Here is a 22,431-nt window from a genome sequence, read left to right as displayed (position 1 = left end):
ATGGCAACCCGAGAAGTTCGTTTTCTGCCTGGTACGAGCGCAAAAAAACACCTCGGAAAGGTGCGAAACCAATCCGAGGTGCCGGTTATGTCAAAATGGCGTAAGTAGCACTTACTTGGCCATTTCCAATTCTTTCCGACGTTCAGCGACAACTTCTTCCTGAATATGGGACGGAGTCGGCTTGTAGCTGCCCAGTTCCATACTGAAGGTACCCTGACCTTGGGTCATGCTACGCAGTTCGGTGGCGTAACCGAACATGGCAGCGAGTGGAATTTCAGCCCGAATGACGGTGGTGTCACCATTCATATCGGTTTGATTGACCATACCACGACGAACAATAATGTCGCCGGTGACCGGACCTTGGAACGCTTCAGGAATTTCAACTTCCACGTTCATGATTGGCTCGAGCAAGGTCGGCTTCATCTTCATGAAGTTTTCGCGGAAGCAGCCTTGAGCAGCAATTCGGAACGCCATTTCCGAGGAGTCCACATCGTGGTACGAACCATCGGAAAGGGTAACTTTCATGCCCACCACAGGGAATTCGGCCAAGGGCCCCTTACCCATGCAGTCTTCAAAACCACGCTGAACGGCCGGGATGTATTCCTTAGGAATACGACCCTGGCTGATCTTGTCTTCAAACACAAAGTTTTCGGCATCTTCGGTGTCTTGCGCCAGCGGCTCCATCGATCCGACGATATGAGCGAACTGACCGGAACCACCCGTCTGCTTTTTGTGCTTGTAGTTGTACTCGACCAATTGCGTTGGGCTTTCGCGATACGAAACCTTCGGTGGGCCGGTGACGACTTCCACCTTGTATTCGCGGCGAATACGCTCGACGTAAACGTCCAAGTGCAACTCACCCATGCCTGCGATGATCGTTTCGTTCGTCTCAGGATCGGTGAACACGTGGAAAGTGGGGTCTTCCTTACGGAAACGCTGCAACGCTTTGCTCAGCTTGTCGCTGTCGTCTCGGCTCTTCGGGGCGACCGAAATCTTGATCACCGGGATCGGCACGAAGATGTTTTCCAACGAGCAGAACTCGCGTTCCTTGGCGTAGGTATCACCAGAAGCACAATCGACACCGGTCACGGCGATAATATCACCGGCACCAGCCGAATCGATTTCTTCACGCTTGTTCGAGTGCATCCGCACGATACGAGCAAAACGTTCGGTCTTGCCGGTACGCTGATTGACGTAAGGTTGTCCCTTTTCAATCTTGCCCTGGTAAATCCGCATGAAGGTCAACTGACCGTACGGATCTTCGACAATCTTGAATGCCATACCAACGAACGGCTTGCTGTTGTCGCAGGCCAGCGGAATCTTGTCTTCCGATTCGTGGAACGTATTCGCGGCGTACTTCACTTCCAGCGGCGACGGCAGGTAACGCACGATCGCGTCCAGCAGCGTTTGCACGCCCTTGTTCTTGAAGGCCGTTCCCATGAAGACTGGCGTGATCTGCAGACCAACAACGGCGTCGTGCGTGGTCTTGTAGATCAATTCGTTCGGAACTTCTTCTTCGGAAAGCAACAGTTCCATGATCTCGTCGCTGTAGTTCGACAATGCTTCGAGCATGTCGTGACGAGCCAACTGAGCCGTTTCAACCAAGTCGTCTGGAATCGCTTCCTTACGGACCGTTTCGCCCTGTTGGCCATCGTAGTAAATGGCTTCCATTTCGATCAGGTCGACAACACCCTTGAAGTTCTCTTCCTTGCCGATCGGAATTTGGTACGCGATTGCATCCACGCCCAGCTTGGCACGCATCTGCTTGATCACGCTGTCGGGGTTGGCACCGGTTCGGTCCATCTTGTTGATGAACGCCAGGCGCGGAACCTTGTACCGCTTCATTTGGCGGTCGACGGTGAGGGACTGAGCTTGCACACCACCCACCGAGCAAAGCACGAGGATCGCACCGTCGAGAACGCGAAGCGAGCGTTCCACTTCGACGGTAAAGTCAACGTGGCCCGGGGTATCAATCAGGTTGATCGGGTGACCATTCCAGGAAACGCTGGTAGCAGCGGAGGTAATCGTGATCCCTCGCTCCTTTTCCAGTTCCATGTGGTCCATGGTCGCACCGTCGCCACCACCACGAACTTCTTCGATCTTGTGGATACGTCCGCTGTAGAACAGGATGCGTTCGCTCAGAGTCGTCTTACCGGAGTCGATGTGAGCCGAAATACCGATGTTTCGTAGTTTCTTCAGGTCCATAATGTCACGATTGAAATAAATAACAGGTGTAAGGGAGCAAAGGGTTCGGCTCTCGCTCAGGGAAGGGGAAAAGCGCGAACCTAAAATCGGAAACAGAATCCGGTAAACCGCTGCTGACTCGTCTCGGACACTGGGCCCAGTTTGCCCTAATATGGGCTCGCGGAGCCTGCGTATAGTGATCCAGCATCTTACTGGTTTTGGCAGTTCCCGCTAGATCACTTGGGAATGCCGGCGCACATGTCGAGAGGGGAACGTCAGCTAAGCGGCTGCTGAAATTCCTGGTCCCACCACAATGGGACGTCGCGTCGAAAGAATGAGAAGATGGATGGTCTTCATACAAAATGCGGGACTAAAAATCCCTGTAAAGGCTTAACTGATTGATAGTTAACACCGGCGCGTGATTTCCGAAATCAACTCCCCAACCCTTAGTCAGAGCCATGAAGTGTTAAGGGACGGCTAAGTGCCCTAACCACGCTGCTCTTCTACTGTATACCAAGGCCCTCAGATGGGGAAGGCGAAATTTTCACCGATTTTTATCATTGCGGGCAAACCTGTTCGGCTTCCGAACTTTAGATAGTCGTGCTGTGGCAAAGGTTCGCGCGGGGAAATCTCTTTCTTTTAGTCACTCACATCCAAAGCAGTGTGAAGCACTGAATGCCATAGGCCAGGCAGATTAACCCCAGAAAAAACAACAAACCCATTGCATCACTGCGTCGTTTTGGGGAAGCCCAATGAAGGACTAGGCAGGTCAACGAAAACAGGGCTCCTACGATTCCCGCAATAATCAATACGCCATTGAACTGCGTGATACGCTCGTACCATTCGAGACTCATGACACCCCTGACCTTATGAAAGTGTGTATACCCACACCCCTATTCGGTCAGAATGTAACCATATTGAAGAGAAACTCTTACCGTTTCGGTTCGCGGTAAGGCTGGCGTTTCTCGTACAGGGCCAAACGGTGCTGCAGGAACGGCTTTTCTGTGCGAGGAGCAGCTTTAATGGCCTCGCCCACCCGCTGTTTGGCGGTGTCGAATTGCCCCATTGCTGCTTCGGCAGCGGCAAGGGTGTCGTAGAAACGGAAGTCGACAAAGTCGGTTTGGGCGACGGCTGCTTTGGCGAACCTTAGTGCCAGTTCCGGGTTACGGAATTTGTCGTCTGGGCAGGTCGCCAATATCCAGGCCAAGCCTTGCTGAGCGCGCGGCAAGTCTTTTTCCAAGGTCAGGGCTTGCTTGTAATCGAGAATGGCTTCTTTCCAATAACCTAAATCGCTGTAGGCATCGGCGCGATTGGCAAGCACCATCGCATTGTCAGGTGCCAACTTGATGGCCTGACCGTAGGCAATCATGGCCGACTCGTAGTTCTCTAGGCGGTAGAAGCAATGGGCCTGACCGGTCATCGCGCCAACGTCTTTGGGATTCGCTTTGAGAACTTGCTGGTAAGCCTGGAGTGCCGCAGAGAACTTGCCACCTTCGTACAGCATTTCTGCTTTGTTATAGAGAGCCGTATCGAATTTGGGATTCAACTGATAAGCGGTGTCGAAATCGCTCAGTGCCTTCTCGGTTTCTCCGAGCACAGCGTAGCTGAGCCCGCGATTGTGGACGGCTTGCCAATGCTTGGGGTTCTTTTGCACCGCCAGCGTGTAGTCGGTTAGTGCAGCCGCTTCAAATTTACGAATCTCCGCCGGATCTTCTGATTCCAGCGAAGCCACCGAATAAAGCTCTCCCCGCTTGTTTCGCGCCCACGCTTCCAAGTTGTTGAAATACTCGACTTGGGGCGGAGCAAGTTCTAAATGGGCAGACGTCGTGCAGAGTTCAATCACCTTCGTCAGCTCTTCCTGAGTCTGAGCCGTATCGCTCAACTTAGCGGCTTCGGTGATCAAGGCCTTTACATCTTGGCCCCAGCCAAGCGAAGCACTTGCCAGCACGATCCAACCCACGAAAGCTGTTTGGAGATATGTCTTCTGCATCACCAGAAATCTCGCCACGGAAATAGAAGAACCCCCTAGGGGGATGCCAAACGGGAACCGGCGGCGAATTTAGCGAGTTCCCCGGACCAGCGATAGAGCGATTCGCGAGAGTGATAGCATGCCAAATGGCATCAGGGAAACGAGCGCCATCGGGAAGCGGGCCAGTAAATCTCAGAAACAACGCCTATCAGATGATCTGCCGGCACCGCGTAGGGATGATGCGTATCGTCGTACTCGTCCCTCCAAAGTCGCGAATCGGATGAATTGGTCGTGAAGTCCCCCAACACGAAATACTCGTCCTCTCCCAAGATGGCAGGCTTGTCGACATGCCCCCAGAGATGCGGACCATGGGAAAAAAGAGAGTCTTCAAAGTGATCGACATAGGTCAGTCCTTGAAGGTTGGGCGGCAACTCTAACTTCTTGCCATCGGCATACACGGCTCCTCCTTCAATCGTGATTGTTTCGCCAGGAAGCCCCACCAATCGCTTCACATAAGGGACCTCCGGTTCATTGGGATATTTGAAAACAATTATGTCCCAGCGTTTCGGTTTCTTCCATTTGGCTACCATAACTCGATCTCCTGGAAATACCTCCGGATCAGGCGGCGGAGACTTCGTGACGTGGAAGTTCTCACAGATCATCTCCACATCGTCGCCTCCAAGAATGCCTGGACGATAGAGCGAGGCACTCCCGTACCGCGGCGCACCACACTCCTCGCAGACAGAACAAACATGTCGCCCGAGAATCGTGGGGGACATTGAGGAGGCCGGAACGACATAAGCTTCCAACAGAAACGGTTTAACCACAAACATCGTCAACAACAGAGTCACCACCGGAGCCAAAAAGGTGGGCATCGCGATCAAAAACGAAGGACGCAACGGAACGCGAATGATGTACGAGATAGCCAAGACCGTGATCGCTACCCACAGTCCCACATTCACGAACAAACCCATCGGCAAAGCAATGCTGGGAGGCATCCCTGACTTGGCTATCAGCGCCATGAAGATCGCATTGATCACTCCAGTCCCAACAATGGAAACCAGCGCAGCCAAAAGAATTTGACCGAATTTGTACTGGGACACTTTCGCCCAAGTGAGCCCTAGGCGGCATCCGAGCAACCAAAGAGCAAACGTTAGAAGCCACAACACCAAAAAGAGAATTATTGCCATGGATGTATTGATCAAGAATAGGAACTGCCGCACGTGGCAAGCGGAAAATTACAAGCCGTTCACGAGAGGCAGTCCAGAGAACTCAAATCTGCTACTTGCCAGAGAAACCACCCGGCGTTCACAACAAGCCTAATCCTCGGTATCACGCAGCATCTCAATTTCAGCTTGAAGCCGGCGGGCTTTGGCTTGATAGAGGGGGAGTTCTCGGATTGTACCAGAGCGGACCTGTTTTTCCAAGTTTCTTTCTTGCTGCACGAGGGCCTTGATACGGCGTTCATGAATCCGTTGTCGAGCAGCCACGGTCGAGGCAAGTTCCAGTTCTGCACCGGCCAACTCAGCTTCCGCCGAGAGCACCTCATGGAAAGATCCAACCCCTGATTTGTATTGCTGTAGCGTATGCTCATAAGCGGCCGCCAACGTATCGCGCCGCTGGTGGAGCAGCTCGTCTAACTTCCCTTGCACAGAAACCGGCGGTGTCTTTGCGGCGTCAGGTTTCGCTCCGTCTTGTGCGATCGCAAAAAGACCAACGCACATGACAATCACCACCGCCGCGAACCATGAGGTACCTCGCATGGAAAACTCCTTTCAACAAGAACGAAAAATGGCCCCGATACAACGGGACCATTTCACTGCTTTATAGGGCGGCAATGCCACCATTTTTAAGGATATCGCTTAAGGATCTCGCGATAACTTTCCTCAGTCCCCTTGAGGTACTCGATATAGGTTTTGAGGAATTGTGATTTGACTTTTAGATAATCTTCCTGGCGTCGTTCGTTCGCCTCGCCAGCTTCGATTTCTTCTTGCCATTCACGCAAACGAATCATGCGAGTCTTGTAGGCATCTCTGCCGTGTAGCTCGAACTCGGCATCAGCTAGTTCAATTTCGGCTGCGAGTGCCACATCAATACCCACTCGCCCGGCATCGTATTTTGCTTTGCTTGCTTCGTAGAACTTTTCCAAGATCGTAAAACGCTCGCGTTTCATATCGTCGAGCCTTGTGGTGAGCTCATTCAGATGGCCTAGCCACTTCTCCCGTTCGACCTGACGAATCTCGGCTCCTTTTTTACGCAAAGCCATGTTGGCTTTGAACAGCTGTTCGCGTAGCTCATTCGCTTTTTGCTGTTCCTCAATGCGCTCCTCGGTAATGGCACCGCCACTGCCGAGACTCTCTTGATCCTTCAGCTTTGCGGCAAGCTGCTTGACCAACGCGTCCAACTCTTCGAAGCCCATCTCGTCGTACGATTTGGCTGGTTCTTGCTCGACCTTAGAAACCGTTTCTGTCGACGTATCATCGGCATCAGACGTCTGTTTCTCCTGAGCGAAAGTTGCCGATGCGGCCACGGCAACTAGCAATACAATCACTGGCCAAAGGGTAGGGGGGTTCATCCTTCTGACTCCCAAAACAACTCCTCGAAACAATTGGTGGCCGGCCACTTTCAACGTAGCAAATCAGACGCCTAGCCACCAAGGTGGAAACCGCAATTCCTCACTATTGGTGAGGATAGGTCATTTTCCAAGGGTCGAGAGCATCTTTCAGGGCTTCTGGCTCGATTTCGCCTTGTTCTTCGGCGAGTTCTCGAATTGTCTTACCGCTAGCAAATGCGTCTTTGGCCATCTTGGCGGCTTTGTCGTACCCAATCAACGGATTGAGACTGGTACACATCGACAAGCTTTGTTCGACGGCCGCGTTGCACTTGTCTTCGTTCGCTTCCATTTCAGCCACACAGAATTCGACAAAAGCATCGCACGAGTTGGCCAGCAAATGAATGCTTTCTAACACCGTGTGCCCCATAATCGGCATCATGATGTTCAACTGAAAGTTTCCTCCAGCGGCACCAGAAAGCGCAATGCAGCTATCGTTGCCGATGACCTTAGCCGTCGCTTGCATCATACTTTCGCTCATCACCGGATTCACCTTGCCTGGCATAATGCTGCTGCCAGGTTGTCGGGTTGGCAAAGCCACCTCGTAGAACCCACAACGAGGACCACTTCCCAGCCAGCGAATATTGTTGGCCAAATTAAACAACGTGGTCGCAATCGTTTTCAACTCGCTATGGCATTGCACCAAGCCGTCGCGATTGGCATTCGCCTCGAAATGATTGACTGCTTCCATGAAAGGAATATCCAACCCTTCAGCCAACGCAGCACAAACCTTTTCCGAGAACTGCGGGTGGGTGTTGATTCCGGTACCAACTGCCGTGCCGCCAACCGGTAGCTCTAAGACCGATTCCAAGGCAATCTTGGCACGCTTGATTGAAAGCTCGATCTGGCGAGCGAACCCGCTGAACTCTTGCCCTAATCGCAAGGGCGTGGCATCCATCAGGTGGGTACGACCGATCTTAATGATCTTGTCCCAGGCCTTGGCCTTTTCATCAAGCGATGCATGCAGCTTTTCCAGGGCCGGAATGAGCTTCATTTGGATTTGCATTGCCACGGCCACATGGATCGACGTGGGGAATGTGTCGTTGGTGCTTTGCCCCATGTTGACGTGGTCGTTCGGGTGGATCGGTTTGGCGACCGCGAGACGATCGCCCCCCATGATTTCAATCGCCCTATTACTGATCACTTCGTTAACGTTCATGTTGCTCGAAGTGCCGCTACCGGTCTGAAAAATATCGATCGGAAACTCACCGTCGAACTTCCCTTCGCGTACTTCCGCGCAAGCCGCTAGTAGCGCCTCGACCTGCTTGTCGCTGAGCGGGTTCTTACCGGTGCCGGTCAATTTGCCCAAATCTCGGTTGGCGATCGCGCAGGCAAATTTGACCCATCCCATCGCATGAATCAGCGCCGGCGGCAATGTCCAACCGCTGATCGGAAAATTATCGACGGCACGCTGGGTTTGGGCGCTGTAATAGGCGTTGGCAGGGACCTGAACTTCCCCCATCGAGTCTTTTTCAATACGAAATTCGGACATCTTAATGCGCCTTGTATGAGGGTGGTTGGTAAGTGCTAGCGTTGCGGGTTATCGGCGAGATCCACTAAAGAGAACAGAAGGTTAACCGCAGAGAGCATGAAGAAAGAAAACGTAATCAACGGTTGAGTAAATTACGCGGATTAGATCAGTTTAAACGATCTAGAATCCAGCCTGGGAGCATCGGTTTCGTGTCCGTGAAATCAGCCCAGCTTGAGATTCGATTCCTTCCTTAGCCTCTCCATTGCCTTGGCACTCTAGAGCAACTTTATCGCCTAGCAAAAATATTCTACCAGTCAGAATTCTTGCCATTCTAGGGTGGTTTCAGGGGAGACGGAAGAATACCTTAACGAGGGGTTAGTCATCAAAGATGCCTTCCCCAAATTTGCGGGGGCGTCCCGAGCTAGAAGTTTCCGCAGAGCGGCTATGCGGCCCCTTCAGTGTCGAAGCATCTTCACTCCGCTCGATCGTCTTTGCCGCCGAATCTTGCTGGGGCACCTCTTTGGCGGGCGAAGGATGCTCGTGATCATCGTCATGATCGTAGTCTTCGCCGGCATCGATAAAGAAATCGTCGTACTTCGAGCGATAACCAGGCCGCTTCGCCTCTTCAATCTCGTTGTGATATTCCGCAATCACCCGCGTTTGAATTTGCTCGCGACATTCGGAATTAATGGGGTGTGCAATATCGGCATACAGCTTGGCGCGTTGATCGCTACCACGTTCGACTTGGGGCTGTTTCAACTTCATGCCACATTGATTGCAGTAACTAGCCCGCAGATGATTCTTGCAGCCGCAACTAGGGCAATGCCCGGTCAGCTTGCGGCTGGGCATCGCTACAAAGGGCCCATTGGCTCCTTCAATGATTTTCAGGTCACGGATCACAAACGCATCGTCGAAGGTAATGGAGCAAAACCCCCGCAACCGATCGCTAGAATCTTCCATCAGTTTGATGCGAACTTCGGTGATTTTCACGGCTGCAAACTCCAGAGACGTTATGACGCGGTGTTAATTTCTCAGGGCCCGGATTCCACAGGTTGTGACAGGGAAAACCATGCCTACGTTCGCGGCACGCAATCGGGCGGCAACTCGCATTGCGTGAGGGCGATTCCGACAAATGGCGAAATAGCCAGAACCACTGCCTGACATTTGGTGGGCAACGACATCCAGTTGTTCGCACGCGTTCGCCACACGATCGATTGTCGACGACAACTCTCGCGCCGGCAAACTAAGTCGATTCGTCAACGTCGGTGGCAGCGACATTTGTTGATCCGACTGCAGGGAGGCCAGCAACGGCTGCGCGGACTCAGGCGATGCGGGGATACGACATCGTCGGAAAACTTCAGGGGTTGAAAGCCCGCCGGCTGGGCGTATCAGCACCAAATCGAGCCGTTTTCCCGGGAAAGTCGCAATCTTTTCGCCCCTGCCGGTCGCCATCGCCAAGCCACTGCCCAGTTGACCAGCATGCAGGAAAAACGGAATGTCGCTTCCCAGCGAGGCGGCCAATTCACTCAGCCGATTTATCGAACACCCCAAATTCCAAGCTAAATTAGCCGCCATCAGTGCGGCCGCAGCATCGCTCGACGCGCCACCAAAACCAGAGGCAGAGGGAATTCGCTTGCGCAAAATAATCCGCGCTCCGTGTGGGACATTTTCTTCTGTTTGAAGCAGCTTGACCGCTCGGTACACCAAGTTGCTTTCCATCGGGGGAAGGTCTCCCAGAAATTGAGCTGGGTCTTCCCATTGGTTGGCTTGGGCCGTCTGTCCCGTTTCCCAAGCACAATCAAGCTCGATCTCGGAAGTTGCCAGGGGCGTGATTTCCAACCGATCAAATAACGAAACCGCCACCATTACTGTTTCCAACTCATGAAAACCATCTGGTCGCTTCTCGAGCAATTCCAAAAAGAGGTTGATCTTCGCCGGAGCAAGGACGGATACCTTGGAGGCTAATCGTTGCAACAACATCCGTGCCACCCTGCCGAAACTCAGCAAGCCTCCGCCCAATCTCGAAAGTCGCCCTGTCACAAAAGGCCAAGCGATCTAAGAAAGCGGAAGCCGCGTGAAGCCAATTCGCTGTTTCAATACTAATTGCGCACACTACAACCAATGGTAGCGTGTTAACGCAATTTATCCCCCCCTCCAGACTCGGTCAAGGTAAATCACTGGGGTTTCGCCACCTATCTTCCGATCGCATTCGGTTAGGCAAATTCACACCGTTGTTCCTGGGTAATCTCTAGCTCATTTCGGCCAATTACCACTTTCGAAAACCGGAATTGCGCAGCTCCCCCCACCGTTACTGGCAAGAACATCCCAGTTTGCCCTGCCCGCAATGCGTTTTGTTCACTAAAATCGCCCCTTTGGTATTGAGGCCTGCGCCAGCAATCGAGGCGAGCCAAGTTTGAGAAGCCCCGAATTGGTGGCCTAGAAGCTCAATTAGCGGCTTGGATTACTCGCGCACACATCAATACGCCATGCAACTGGACTCGCAATCATGTCAGAACCTCGAATCAATTCCGTCCGTCATTTCCTCTGCGGTTTGGCGATGGGAGCAGCCGACGCGGTGCCAGGAATTAGCGGCGGAACAGTCGCCTTGGTGCTGGGCATCTATCGCCGCTTGGTCGATGCCATCAGCCAAGTTAACGGCCAGACGTTTCACTTGTTGCGGAAGCGAGACTGGAAAGCCCTTGCCGAACGGTTCGATATTTGGTTCCTGTTGGCGCTACTCGCGGGAGTTGCGTGTGGCATCTTAACGTTCGTCACCATCCTGCACGACCTCATTGGCGAGCCTGATCATCCCGCACGTACCAAGCCACTTGTTTACGCCACTTTTTTTGGGGCGATCGCTGGTTCAGGTTACTTAGTGACCCGCATGATCCATCCGAAAAACCGGCAACACCTTGTTCTTTGCATCGTTTTGGCGATCGTTGGGGGTGGGTTTGCCTATTGGTTGACGAGCTTGCCGGCACTAAACGATTTCACCACCGCTCCGAATCCGCTGGTTTCTTTCCTGCTCGGAGCGATCGCGATCTGCGCAATGATTTTGCCAGGGATCAGCGGTTCGTACTTGCTGCTCATTTTAGGTGCTTACCATTATTTCAGCGGTATCCCCAAAGCGATGGCCAAGGGGCAGTTGGTCATGGAGGATGTGTTTGCGTTTGCCTGTTTTGCCTTAGGTTGTCTGTTTGGGCTCCTTTCTTTCAGCAAATTCCTGAAGTGGCTCCTCCATCAGCACGAAGCCGCTACGCTTTCGCTGATGGGAGGTTTCATGATCGGAGCATTGAAGAAGTTGTGGCCCTGGGACGAAAGCGCTCCGGTCGAAAACCCTTATCCCCATGAAACCATCAGTTGCTTTGCGCTCATGGTTTTAGCAGCGGCGGTAGTCATTGCCATCGACTATATCGCCCGCCCCAAAGCAGCAGACCCGCTCTAAGTCGATCCCTGCCCCTTGCCCCCCCAACTAGGGAAGGCACTACCTTTGGCAGCGGGCGGTGCGCTGCCCCTAGAACAGAAGAACGTTTGGGGAATCGGTTCACGATTTCCCAAGTTCGGGCTATCGATCCGCAGTTCGAGCCTCTTAAAATTAAGAGCAACGCGCGGCTGGCCATTCATCGCTCCCAATTTCACGAGAACTATCGATATGCGATACGTAACAAGCTTGCTCCTCACCATGATCGCGATTTCGCCTGCCTGGGCGGACTCGCCCAAGCCAACCGATTGGCCGCAATGGAATGGTGTGCATCGCGATGCCGTTTCTCAAGAGACGGGCTTGCTTCAAGAATGGCCGGAAGGTGGTCCATCATTGGCCTGGAAGGCAACGGACCTCGGTGGCGGCGACAGCGCCCCTGCGATTGCCAACGGTCGAATCTATGGGATGAGCATTCAAGGTGACAACGAAGTGGTCTGGGCCTTGAATGAAAAGGATGGCCAGAAAATCTGGGGCACCAAGCTAGGCACTGCCTACGAGCAACGAATGCCTCAATCGAAAGAAGGGCCTGGCGGCACACCGACCATTGATGGTGACCAGATGTATGTCATGGGCATGGCCGGCGATGTCACTTGCTTGAACGTTGCCGACGGCGAAATCATCTGGCAACGTGATTTGCAAAAAGATTTTGGTGGGGTTGTGCCAATGTGGAGCTTTCGCGAGTCTCCCCTAGTCGATGGAGACAAGGTCATCGTTACCCCCGGAGGCAAAGAAGCGACCCTAGCAGCACTCGATAAAAATACCGGCAAAACCTTGTGGACAACCAAACCGCCAGCAGAAGAAGCAACCCCGCCTGCTGAACGTGAAGAAGGGGAACGCTCGGAAGGACGTGGCCGTCGTGGACCTGGGCGTGGCCCTGGCGGTCCGAAGCCAGGAGCGGCCTATTCCTCGGCGATCATGATTGAAGACGCCGGCCAGAAGCAATACGTGCAATTCACCTCCAAATCGTTGATCGGGGTGAATGCCGAAACCGGGGAACTGCTGTGGCAATACGATCGCCCGGCAAACCGCATGGGCATCAACTGCACCACGCCGGTCTTTCAAGACGGACTGATCTTCGCGGCCTCGGCCTATGGCAACGGCGGTGGCGCGGTGAAGCTCAACCAAACCGACGACGGCCAGATCGAGGCGGAAGAAGTTTACTTCACCTCGAACATGCAAAACCATCACGGCGGATTGATTGTCGTCGATGGCTGCCTATATGGTGCCAACGGTGGTAACGGTGGGGGTTTCCTGTCCTGCCTCGATTTCCAAACCGGCGAAGTCCTTTGGCGTGACCGCCAAGCCCCCAAGGGATCGCTGGCCATGGCCGATGGCCGACTTTATCTGCGTTCGGAAGAAGGGCCTGTGCTGCTCATCGAGCCCAACAAGGAAAAGTTCGTTGAAAAAGGTCGCTTCGAGCAACCAGACCGGACTAGCCAACCTGCCTGGGCTCACCCCGTGATCGCCAATGGCAAACTCTATATTCGCGATCAAAACACGCTGTACTGTTACGACATCAAAGCCAACTAACCCAGCGTGAAGACAAGCCCCCTGTTCTCTCCAACTGCGAGAATAGGGGGTCTTGGCCTCAATACCGCTTGAAAGGTCTTGAAATTAAGCAGGCGAAAAACCGTACGGCTTGACGAACCGTTTTCGATCGATCATCGTATTCATTAGCAAGTGTCTTTGGTCGGACCCTGTTATTTAAACAATTCAATACTCCCCCCGAGTGACGAACGTCCCCCGTGGTATCGTTGTTCCGACCACTTTATGTTCTGGTTCTATGCGGCATGCTCGCCGCTGGACACGCGCCGGCCTGGTTTCACTTGGCTACGTGTGGCGATACGTGCCAAACACATCATCATGATCGTGGTTCGCACACTCACGCCCACCCTAACCATGATACGACCTGTGGGGCTCACCATTGCTGCCACCACGATTCCTCTTCGGCGACTCGAACCGAACAACCTGGCGAGGAACCTTCCGATCAAGCACCACACCATCATCCCGATGGCTGTGTCGTTTGCCAATCGCTGGCCCTTGTGGCTGCCATTACATGGGTAAAGCCGGTTCGCGTTAGCTTGCAACCCGCTTGCGAGCAGATTGCGCTGCAAACCCAACTTCCCGTGTGCGACTCTCTCGTCGCCCTCTCGCAAGCACGGGCTCCTCCTCGGGCTGCTTAGGCAGCTTCCGGTGTCCCCCCTGACTCTCTAGCGGATTGCTGCGCTGTTTCGTTCCTCGAACAAGGGAATGGAATGCTGCGCAGGAAACCACGTAACGCTTGAATCAGGCTTCGGTACGGCTGTCATCGGATGTTTTACTCGCTTTCCAGGCGGTACCAACTTCCTCATCGATTCGTGCATGGCTTTGGCCTGCTCGTGTGACGAAGCAATGGGTTCCGCCGTCGATGCTACGACTGCTTACTAGGTCCGACCAAACCCGTTCGGTTGTGGCAAGGCGGCGGAACCTCTTTAGTTTAAGCACACACACGCTTCAACAAGAGGAAACGCTGGGCAAGCGAGTCTCTCATTTCAACATCGCGCGCAGCAAAGCCAGCGAGTTCGCTGGGCTACGTCTGCTCGTTCGCGACTTTCATTCGAACTTCCCTGATTAACAACTGCGCTACCAAGCCAACAAGGACGACCAACGGAGTCCCCGGAATCCTAAAGGGAACCGTAGGCTCCTGCTTCGTTTCCTCGCGCAGAAATCTAATAGCCCAAAACAATTGATCAATCATGAAATCAGCCCGTTCCGCGTTTACGCTTGTCGAACTTCTGGTGGTCATTGCGATCATCGGAGTCCTTATTTCCTTACTTCTTCCAGCTGTCCAACAAGCGCGCGAAGCAGCACGCCGGATGCAATGCACCAATAACTTGAAGCAGTTGACGCTGGCGATGCACAATTATGAATCGACCTACAAGCAGTTTCCTCAACCCGCCGGAGACTCGCTGTATGGCTATTCCACCCAAGCGAAGCTGCTCCCCTTCATCGAACAGGGCAATCTCTCGGACCTGATCGATTACTCTCAGCCCCTGCTTTCTGGCGTCGCAAACGATCCAGACTTGAACCCAGCGTTGGTCAATGTGGTTCGCCAACCACTTAGTGTGCTGCAATGCCCCAGCGATCCTGGTAATCCGCTATCGACCGAGAAAGGCAACGTCTGGGCTGGCGGCAACTACATGGCCAATGCGGGCCCGGGCAACGGCATGTCTTACTGCAGTCGCTCGGACACCGACGGGCTGTTCTGGCGGGGCTCGAACACCAAGTTTCGCGACGTCACCGACGGAACAAGCAACACGATAGCATTTGCTGAAACCTTGTATGGTCTGCGTGGTGACGATACGGCCGATCTCGTTGACTACCGCACGCAAATCATGCGTGTCAGTGGCGGTGGTCCTTGTTCCGCTCCGGCAGAATCACTCGTCACCCGTTCGGCAACGCGTTACGAAGGACGCCGTGCTGGCCAATGGATTCGCAATATCACGTATCAAACGCTGATCAACGCGTTCTTTCCTCCGAATGCCAAAACCCCCGATGTTTCGCATCACGGCGAAGCAATCTCTGGGGCACGCAGCCAACACCCTGGCGGCGCAAACGTTTCGCTATGCGACGGCAGCGTCCGCTTTGTTACGGAAACGATCGATCTAGCTACGTGGCGAAACTTACACAACCGCCATGACGGCCAAGTACTCACCGGCTTCTCGCAATAAGCGAACCTAATAGGGAACTTCCCATGATTCAACTCACAGGACGGCAAGCAACCATCGTGCGTCTGGCCTGCTTCGGTCTGGCTTGCCTTGCCATCCTAGGCTGTGGGCCCCGTCCCGTTACGCAGATGCACGAAGTCGTCCTGCCCGATTCGTTTGAAGCAGACGGTACATCGTGGACGCGGCAACCTTGGTCGGACAAGCATGACAAAAGCTTGGACTCATTTTTCAAAAAGCAAATGTACTTAGCAGAAAACCCAGCCTTTCAAGGCGAACGCGTCTGCTACGAAGACAACTCCGGCACGCATCGCTGCTACTGGGTAACCGCCGTCGGAGATTCCAGTCGCTGGATCTTACTGGAATTCCACGGCAAGAATTTCCACCCCGCCGTGGAAGGCCAAGGAGCCCCGTTCGATCAACTGCAAAGAAAGGCCCCCTAACCATGGATGTCCTTCATGGGCTGATCCACTCGATTCTAAACAACGGAGACGCGGCGCTGCTGAGCGTCGGTTGTGGCGTTGCTCTCATTTCGCTGGCCTCGAGCTTTATTTGGTCTCGGCAATGGTATCTATTGCCGATCCCTTTAGGGCTGTTGGCATTGACCGGCTTCCTTCTGAACCCGTTGGCCGATTCCCGTTCGGCCTTCGAGTTACGCCAGATACTGCTCGGTCCTGATTTTCATTTGGCGGCATGTGTCCTGCAAATCATCCTCTCCGCAGCCAGCTTTGCGGTAGGACTGCGCCTGGTTGCTCAGCCTGAGAACTCACGCTGGAAGGTGCTCTTGGCCAGTCTCTGCTGTGTTCCTCAGCCAGTGGTTGTTTTGTCGATGCTGCTTATCGAACAACAGTGGCTATCAGCGCAGTTCGGTGCTCGTCCGGAATGGGTCGGCACGGTCGTTCCTCTGCTGATGCTGGCAATCATGCTTGGAGCAGGCGCCGTTTGTTGGCTTTTGCCCAACACTTGGCTGGCGTTATGCCAACTGACTTCTGCGCTATTGCTCGGCGTTGCCAGTTGCTTGTTCACGACTACGGCAAACGCGTTGCCCCTTGGCAATCAAGCCGAACTGGCCACCCATGCCGTATATGCCTTGGTACCGGCAGCCCTGCTTGGCGTAGTTTGCCTGGCAATCGGCATAGTCTGGGAACGGTTATCCACCTCCCGCGCTCACTCCCAACGACTCAACCGTATCTCTCACAGGTAAATCATGAACACGGTGACCAATCTTTTTTACGTTCTCTCGAATGCGTTGCTGATCCCGGTGATGATCTTGCTGTTGGTGTCGCTCGCACGTGTGCTTGTGCAATGCGGCAGAACCTTACAGGAATTCATCGCCCGCAGCCGAGAACGAACCGAGCGTCAACAACTGGAACGATTTGCCCTGGAAAATCGTTCGTTGGTCCAAACTCAACCAACCAAAGGCCCCCTTGGTCGTACGCTCCACCGGCTGATCGTTGCCAGCGATAACATTCCTGGCCTGGCCTATACCCTCTCGCAGATTGAGTTGGAATGGCAAATGTCTCTCGACCGCATTCGTGGCCTGGTTAAGCTTGGCCCGAGCTTGGGTCTGATGGGAACACTCATTCCGCTTGGCCCTGCCCTGGTTGGCTTGGCGGTTGGTGACATTCAAACGATGAGCAACAACCTGGTCATTGCTTTTTCAACCACCGTACTTGGCCTATTCATTGGGATGGTGGCTGGCTGGTTAGCAACCGTGAAAAAGCACTGGTATCAGGCCGATTCTGCTTTGCTTAACCTATTGGCGGAACGCATCAGCGGTTCATTGGGGCAAGACCTTTCTTCAACCGTGCTGCAAGAACAAGCCGCTCTGACCGAAGAGCAATTCGCTCAGGAGTCGGCCCGTGCCTAAGCAAACAACTCCTCCCAACGATTCCCTCTCAGCCTTTAGCCAATACCGCCTTCGCAAGGCGACGCACAATCCTTTTGTGGTGGAAGAAGACGACGACCCGCTGGCGGGCATGGCGAATCTGTTCGACGTGGCAATGGTCTTCGCCGTGGCCCTGATGGTAGCGTTGGTCTCGTACCTGCAAGTTCCGGCCCTGCTGAAAGAAAACGATTACACCGTGATCACCAATCCGGGGACCCCCGAGATGGAAATCGTCGTCAAGCAAGGTGAAGAGATCAAACATTACGAAGCCTCCCAGTCGCAAGGAGCCGGCCAAGGGGAACTTCTCGGCCAGGCCTATCGCTTACCGGACGGACGCGTGATCTATGTCCCAGCAGACGAAGTCGAGCAAACGGAAACAAGTGAATAATACGATGAAGAAACTAGCGGTCTCGATGGTTTTGCTGCTGCTCGCTTTCGGCGGTGGCATGTGGGCGTACTACGAATACCTTCGCCCGTTCCGCGTGGCGATGATTGGTTTCTCCGATAGCGAGTTCGCCAACTGGGAAAACGCTCTGCGAGAAACTCCCTACTCACTGCATCGCTACGACGACTCCGGGATCGATACCGCACCGCTGCCAAACTACAACTTGGTATTCATCCGTGGGCAGGGTCTGAACCTTTCCAATGAGCAAGTCGCACGAATTCAAAAAGCGACCGCCCGCGGAACCCATTTCTATGTGCGGACCGCAACCAATGCCTTGTCCGAGCAGCAAACGTCGGTTCCCCCGGAACATCGCGAGCGGATTGCCGAATACCTTAAACATGGCGGCGAAGAAAATCTGCTCGGCCTGGCTCACTATGCCGCTCATCATCTTGGTGGCCGAGAAGTCGCTGTGCCAGAAGTCGTTCCGAAACCGCAGTTTGGTTTCTTTCATTTGGGCAGCGAAGTCTTTGCTACGCAAGCCGAATTTGAAGAGTACCTCGCGCAAAGTGCGCCTCATGCCCCCCAAGACCAGCCCAAGGTTGTCCTCTTTGGCAGCTTTATGGATCCGCAGGATCAACTGAACCGGGCCCCGGTTGATGCGATTATTCGCTCGTTGGAAGCTGGCGGCGCGAAGGTCTATCCCATCTTTGGCCGGGAAGAAGCATTCGCATTGATTCGCCAAGTGCAGCCAGACTTACTACTGACCTTTCCCCATGGACGACTCTCGTACGGCGACGAGGGAGTCAAGTTTTTGTCTGAACTCAACTGCCCCATCGTCAGCGCGTTGCCACTGCTGGGCAGTCGCGAAACTTGGCTGGCCGACGAACGCGGGATGGAAGGTGGCTTCATGGGGCAATCGATTACCGCCCCAGAATTGGATGGCATTATCGAACCGCTGGTGGTTTCTTCCATGGAAGCTAACGAGCGCGGGCTTACCGTCCGCACCCCGATGGAAGATCAAATCGCCGCCCGCGTCCGCTTGGCGCTGAATTGGATGAAGCTTCGCAAGAAATCGAACGCACAAAAACGGGTGGTCATCGTTTACTACAAATCCCCAGGCAACTCGGCCTTGTCCGCTGGTGGCTTAGAAGTGGTCCCCGCTTTGTGGAACACGCTCAAACAACTGGAAAGGGAAGGCTACGATCTAGGTGGTGCCCTGCCAGAAACCCCTGACGAATTGTTTGCTTTGATTCAAACCCGGGGCAAAACACTGGGGCAGTGGGCCCTCGGTTCGTTCGAGAAGTTCCTCAACGAAGCCGAACCGGAACTCGTCCCTGCTCAACGCTATGCCGAGTGGTTTCAGAAAACGCTTTCCCCCAAACGCCAACAAGAGACCATCGCCCGTTGGGGCAAGCTGCCTGGCGATCGGATGGTAACCAGCGTTGACGGCCAGCCCCACCTGGTCATCAGTCGTATTCAACTCGGCAACGTCGTCATCATGCCGCAACCGACCGTTGGCGGCGGGGATGCCAACGAAGATGAAATCAGTTCGATCCATGGCACCGATCAAGCTGTACCCCATTTCTATCTCGGAGCGTATCTCTGGGCTCGTTACGGATTTCAAGCCGACGCGATCATGCACTTCGGCACGCATGGCTCGCTTGAGTTCACCTACGGCAAGTCGAATAGCCTGAGCCGTGATTGTTGGCCTCAGATACTCATGGGAGACATTCCGCACATTTATCCGTACGTGATTAACAATGTCGGTGAAGCCTTGGTCGCCAAGCGGCGTTCAAATGCGGTGATTGTCTCGCACCTTACGCCCCCATTCATGGAAGCAGGGCTTTACGGCGACCTTTCCCTCTTGCACGACAAAATTCACGACTGGGAACAGGTCGAAGATCCCCTGCTTCGGGAAGAAACGCTACGTTCCGTCACGCAGTTGGTCAACGAATTGAACCTGGCCGAAGACCTAGGTCTGCCGTCCGACGCGTTGGCCGACCGCATGTTGACCGAGAAAGAACTTACCGCTGTCCATAACTATATCCACCAACTCAAAGACCAAAGCGTCACCGATGGGCTGCATGTGATTGGCCGCCAGTTATCCGCAACCCAGATCCAACAAACCACTACCGCGATGCTCGGTGAACAAGGGGTCGACCAACTCCTGGCCATACTCGGTCGAGCGGCGTCGGCTGATGCCAGCGAATATCGCCAAGAGGTCGCAGCGCAATTTGTGCAGGACGTACTTTCCGGAGAATTGCACAAGGAGAAGCTTTTCACGCCTGAAGAACTGGCAGCCCTGCAGCCTCCTCCAGAAGCAGCCCGCCCCAAGCCCCAGCATTCCCCCGATGGAAAATCAGGGGCAACACAAACCAAACCGGCAGCAAACAAACCTCCTGCCGAACAATTGAAAGCAGAACCAGAAGCAACTTTACCTGCCGATGCCACCACAAACGCAACAGGCCCTGCGAAGTGGCAGACGGCCGCCCAGTTCAAATCGCTCGTTCTTCGCGATGCCGAACTTCAGCGGCAACTGCTGAACTTGATTCAGCAAGTTCAAGAGAATGCCGAGAACCTGAAGCAGTCTCCTGAGGTTGAGCTTGCTGCGATCCTGCATGCCCTCGACGCGCAGTACATCGCACCTTCCAGCGGCGGCGATCCGCTGGGCAACCCAGCGGCAGTGCCCACCGGCAAGAATCTTTATTCCATCAATGCCGAACAAACACCCACCCCAGAAGCCTGGCGAGTTGGCATGAAGCTGACCGACCAATTACTGGAAACGCACCGGGCACGCCATGAAGGTCAGTTTCCGCGCCAAGTAGCGATTTCGTTATGGGGTAGCGAGTTTATTCGAGGCAAGGGAACAGCGATCGCCCAGATCTTGTATCTGATGGGCATGCGTCCCGTTTGGAATTCACGCGGCGTAGTGTACGACATCGAAGTCATCCCGGATGACGAACTAGCCCGCCCGCGAGTGGACGTTTTAGTACAAACCTCGGGGCAATTCCGCGACGCCGCGGCATCGCGAATTGCGTTAATCGATAAGGCCGTTCAAATTGTCAGCAAACTCGAAGAAGGGGAATTTCCGAACTTCGTTCGTCGTGGCACCGAAGAAACCGAACGCACGCTCAAAGCCCAAGGGGCTTCCCCCAAAGATGCCCGCGAGTTCGCCACGGCCCGCATCTTCGGTTCCGCTGCCAACAGCAGCTACGGCACCCAAATCATGGGCCTGGTCGAGCGAGGAGACTCCTGGGAAGATCCCCAAGAAGTGGCCAGTCAGTACATCAAAAACATGTCAGGCGTTTACCGCGATGGGGGTCGCTGGGGGACCGTTCTCCCCGGGCTGCTTGAAGCCCAGATGCAAGGCGTGGATGCCGTGGTACACCCTCGCTCGTCGAATACTTGGGGGCCACTCTCGTTAGATCACGTTTATGAATTTATGGGCGGCATCACCTTGGCAGTCCGTGAGACGACCGGCAACGACCCCGATGGCTACTTCAGCGATCTACGTCAGCCAGGCCGAGCGAAGGTCACCACATCGGTCGCGGCCATTCGTGAGGAGGCCCGGACTTCGCTGTGGAATCCCAAGTTCATTCAAAGCATGCAGCGCGAAGGCCCTTCCGCCGCTGCTTCTTTCACCGAAACCGTTCGCAACATGTACGGCTGGAACGTAATGCAACCTTCCGCGATCAGCCAAGACATGTGGAACGAAACGTACCAAGTTTATGTTGAAGACAAGCACGACTTGAACATGCGAGACTACTTTGAAGAAAAGAATCCGTATGCCTTGCAAGACTTGACGGCGGTCATGTTGGAGACGGCCCGCAAGGGATATTGGGAGGCCGACTCGCAGCAGTTGGAACAACTGGCCAAGCTACATACCGAACTGGTCGCCGAGTTCGGCGCAGCGTGCTCGTACGAGACCTGCGGCAACGGCAAGTTTCACGAATTTCTGCAGCAGCAGCTTCCTTCCCCCAGCGATCCGAACAACGTGCAAGCGTTGGGCGACTATCAACTGGCATTGTCGGCGGCCTTGCAACCGAGCCAAACCGCGCCGGATGTCCAAGGGATCGAGATGAACGAAGTGGAGCAGGAACTCGCGAAAGTCGAAGAAAACACCGAGTCGAACCCCATCGAAGTTGTTTGGCTAAGCTTGGCGTTGGTCTTTGCGTGCGTCGCTGGCGGGCTTTGGAAGAAAGCCAGCTAAACAGCGTTACGCGAAAATGTCACACAGAACACGATCATCCACGTCGGTCAGGCGAAAATCTCGACCGGCGTAGCGATCGATTAGTCTCTCAAGATCGAAACCCAGCGAGAGTAAAGTCTTGGCGAGCTAATCAAGCACGCCGACACGGTTGTCGACCACCTTGAAACCAAACTCGTCGGTCCCTTCGTAAGCGGCACTCCTGCGCCCTCCGCTGCCAGCTCCACGACTAGTCACAACGAACAGAAGCAGACCGGAGAATTATTTCACACTCCAGAGATTATTCCCCATGAAAGCATTCTATTCAGCGCAGCCGCATTAGGCCGCTCTTGTGTAGGGAAGGTTAATCTACACACATTGCCTGTTTTCTCTGCTTAACGGCACCCATGCCATCCTTTGCAACTCTTCCCAAAAAATCGCGATCAAATTGGAGAACAAATTTCGCATCTCCAGGCAACTTACGCGATAATACGCAACTCCTATCGAGACCTACCACCGTCACGACTCCGCTCTTCTCGCATTCTAAATCGT

General features: G+C 54.1%; 18 protein-coding genes. 10 read left to right on the top strand and 8 right to left on the bottom strand.

The features are described from left to right. Positions 1 to 111: 111 nt before the first annotated feature. The 8 genes from fusA to ispE form a co-directional block, all read right to left on the bottom strand. Complete coding sequence (gene fusA, locus DTL42_RS14015) at positions 112 to 2,205, bottom strand: elongation factor G (RefSeq protein WP_114369360.1); 2,094 nt, start codon at positions 2,203 to 2,205, stop codon at positions 112 to 114. Positions 2,206 to 3,115: 910 nt separating this feature from the next. Further along, positions 3,116 to 4,174, bottom strand: coding sequence for a tetratricopeptide repeat protein (locus DTL42_RS14010; RefSeq protein WP_114369359.1), 1,059 nt, complete (start codon positions 4,172 to 4,174; stop codon positions 3,116 to 3,118). Positions 4,175 to 4,305: 131 nt separating this feature from the next. After that, positions 4,306 to 5,256, bottom strand: a complete 951-nt coding sequence (lepB, locus tag DTL42_RS14005; protein ID WP_158545377.1) for a signal peptidase I — start codon at positions 5,254 to 5,256, stop codon at positions 4,306 to 4,308. A 216-nt stretch (positions 5,257 to 5,472) separates the two neighbouring features. Continuing rightward, complete coding sequence (locus DTL42_RS14000) at positions 5,473 to 5,916, bottom strand: hypothetical protein (protein WP_114369357.1); 444 nt, start codon at positions 5,914 to 5,916, stop codon at positions 5,473 to 5,475. Positions 5,917 to 6,002: 86 nt separating this feature from the next. Further along, entirely contained in the window at positions 6,003 to 6,728 is a 726-nt protein-coding gene (locus DTL42_RS13995; protein WP_114369356.1) for a hypothetical protein, read from the bottom strand. 103 nt (positions 6,729 to 6,831) lie between these two features. Then, a complete protein-coding gene (locus tag DTL42_RS13990; RefSeq protein ID WP_114369355.1) occupies positions 6,832 to 8,256 on the bottom strand; it encodes a class II fumarate hydratase in 1,425 nt (474 codons plus the stop codon). A gap of 354 nt (positions 8,257 to 8,610) precedes the next feature. After that, complete coding sequence (locus DTL42_RS13985; RefSeq protein ID WP_114369354.1) at positions 8,611 to 9,225, bottom strand: SpoVG family protein; 615 nt, start codon at positions 9,223 to 9,225, stop codon at positions 8,611 to 8,613. Between the two features lie 33 nt (positions 9,226 to 9,258). Continuing rightward, positions 9,259 to 10,215: a 4-(cytidine 5'-diphospho)-2-C-methyl-D-erythritol kinase gene (gene ispE, locus DTL42_RS13980; protein ID WP_114369353.1), complete on the bottom strand. Its 957-nt coding sequence runs from the start codon at positions 10,213 to 10,215 to the stop codon at positions 9,259 to 9,261. A 526-nt stretch (positions 10,216 to 10,741) separates the two neighbouring features. Between ispE and DTL42_RS13975 the strand changes: the two genes are divergently transcribed. From DTL42_RS13975 to DTL42_RS13935, 10 genes are all read left to right on the top strand, one after another. After that, complete coding sequence (locus DTL42_RS13975) at positions 10,742 to 11,680, top strand: DUF368 domain-containing protein (RefSeq protein ID WP_114369352.1); 939 nt, start codon at positions 10,742 to 10,744, stop codon at positions 11,678 to 11,680. A 207-nt stretch (positions 11,681 to 11,887) separates the two neighbouring features. Next, positions 11,888 to 13,246 (top strand): PQQ-binding-like beta-propeller repeat protein, encoded by a 1,359-nt coding sequence (locus DTL42_RS13970; protein WP_114369351.1) that lies wholly within the window; start codon positions 11,888 to 11,890, stop codon positions 13,244 to 13,246. A 215-nt stretch (positions 13,247 to 13,461) separates the two neighbouring features. Further along, the gene (locus tag DTL42_RS13965; protein WP_147274283.1) at positions 13,462 to 13,899 is read left to right on the top strand and encodes a hypothetical protein; all 438 of its coding nucleotides are present in this window, start codon (positions 13,462 to 13,464) and stop codon (positions 13,897 to 13,899) included. 224 nt (positions 13,900 to 14,123) lie between these two features. Beyond that, entirely contained in the window at positions 14,124 to 14,330 is a 207-nt protein-coding gene (locus DTL42_RS26040; protein ID WP_147274282.1) for a hypothetical protein, read from the top strand. A gap of 121 nt (positions 14,331 to 14,451) precedes the next feature. Then, entirely contained in the window at positions 14,452 to 15,426 is a 975-nt protein-coding gene (locus DTL42_RS13960) for a DUF1559 domain-containing protein (RefSeq protein WP_114369349.1), read from the top strand. A 23-nt stretch (positions 15,427 to 15,449) separates the two neighbouring features. Next, on the top strand, positions 15,450 to 15,863 hold the full coding sequence (locus DTL42_RS13955) for a hypothetical protein (RefSeq protein WP_114369348.1): 414 nt from the start codon (positions 15,450 to 15,452) through the stop codon (positions 15,861 to 15,863). 2 nt (positions 15,864 to 15,865) lie between these two features. After that, positions 15,866 to 16,624 (top strand): hypothetical protein, encoded by a 759-nt coding sequence (locus tag DTL42_RS13950; RefSeq protein ID WP_114369347.1) that lies wholly within the window; start codon positions 15,866 to 15,868, stop codon positions 16,622 to 16,624. A gap of 3 nt (positions 16,625 to 16,627) precedes the next feature. Further along, positions 16,628 to 17,290, top strand: coding sequence for a MotA/TolQ/ExbB proton channel family protein (locus DTL42_RS13945; RefSeq protein ID WP_114369346.1), 663 nt, complete (start codon positions 16,628 to 16,630; stop codon positions 17,288 to 17,290). After that, positions 17,283 to 17,696 (top strand): DUF2149 domain-containing protein, encoded by a 414-nt coding sequence (locus tag DTL42_RS13940; protein WP_199590140.1) that lies wholly within the window; start codon positions 17,283 to 17,285, stop codon positions 17,694 to 17,696. The genes DTL42_RS13945 and DTL42_RS13940 overlap by 8 nt, the downstream gene beginning before the upstream one ends. Then, on the top strand, positions 17,653 to 21,903 hold the full coding sequence (locus tag DTL42_RS13935; RefSeq protein WP_114369345.1) for a cobaltochelatase subunit CobN: 4,251 nt from the start codon (positions 17,653 to 17,655) through the stop codon (positions 21,901 to 21,903). Before DTL42_RS13940 ends, DTL42_RS13935 begins: the two co-directional genes overlap by 44 nt. The last annotated feature ends 528 nt before the right edge of the window (positions 21,904 to 22,431 follow it).

This window comes from Bremerella cremea, assembly GCF_003335505.1.
GTDB lineage: Bacteria > Planctomycetota > Planctomycetia > Pirellulales > Pirellulaceae > Bremerella > Bremerella cremea_A.
This window is presented reverse-complemented; position numbering and strand designations above follow the sequence as displayed.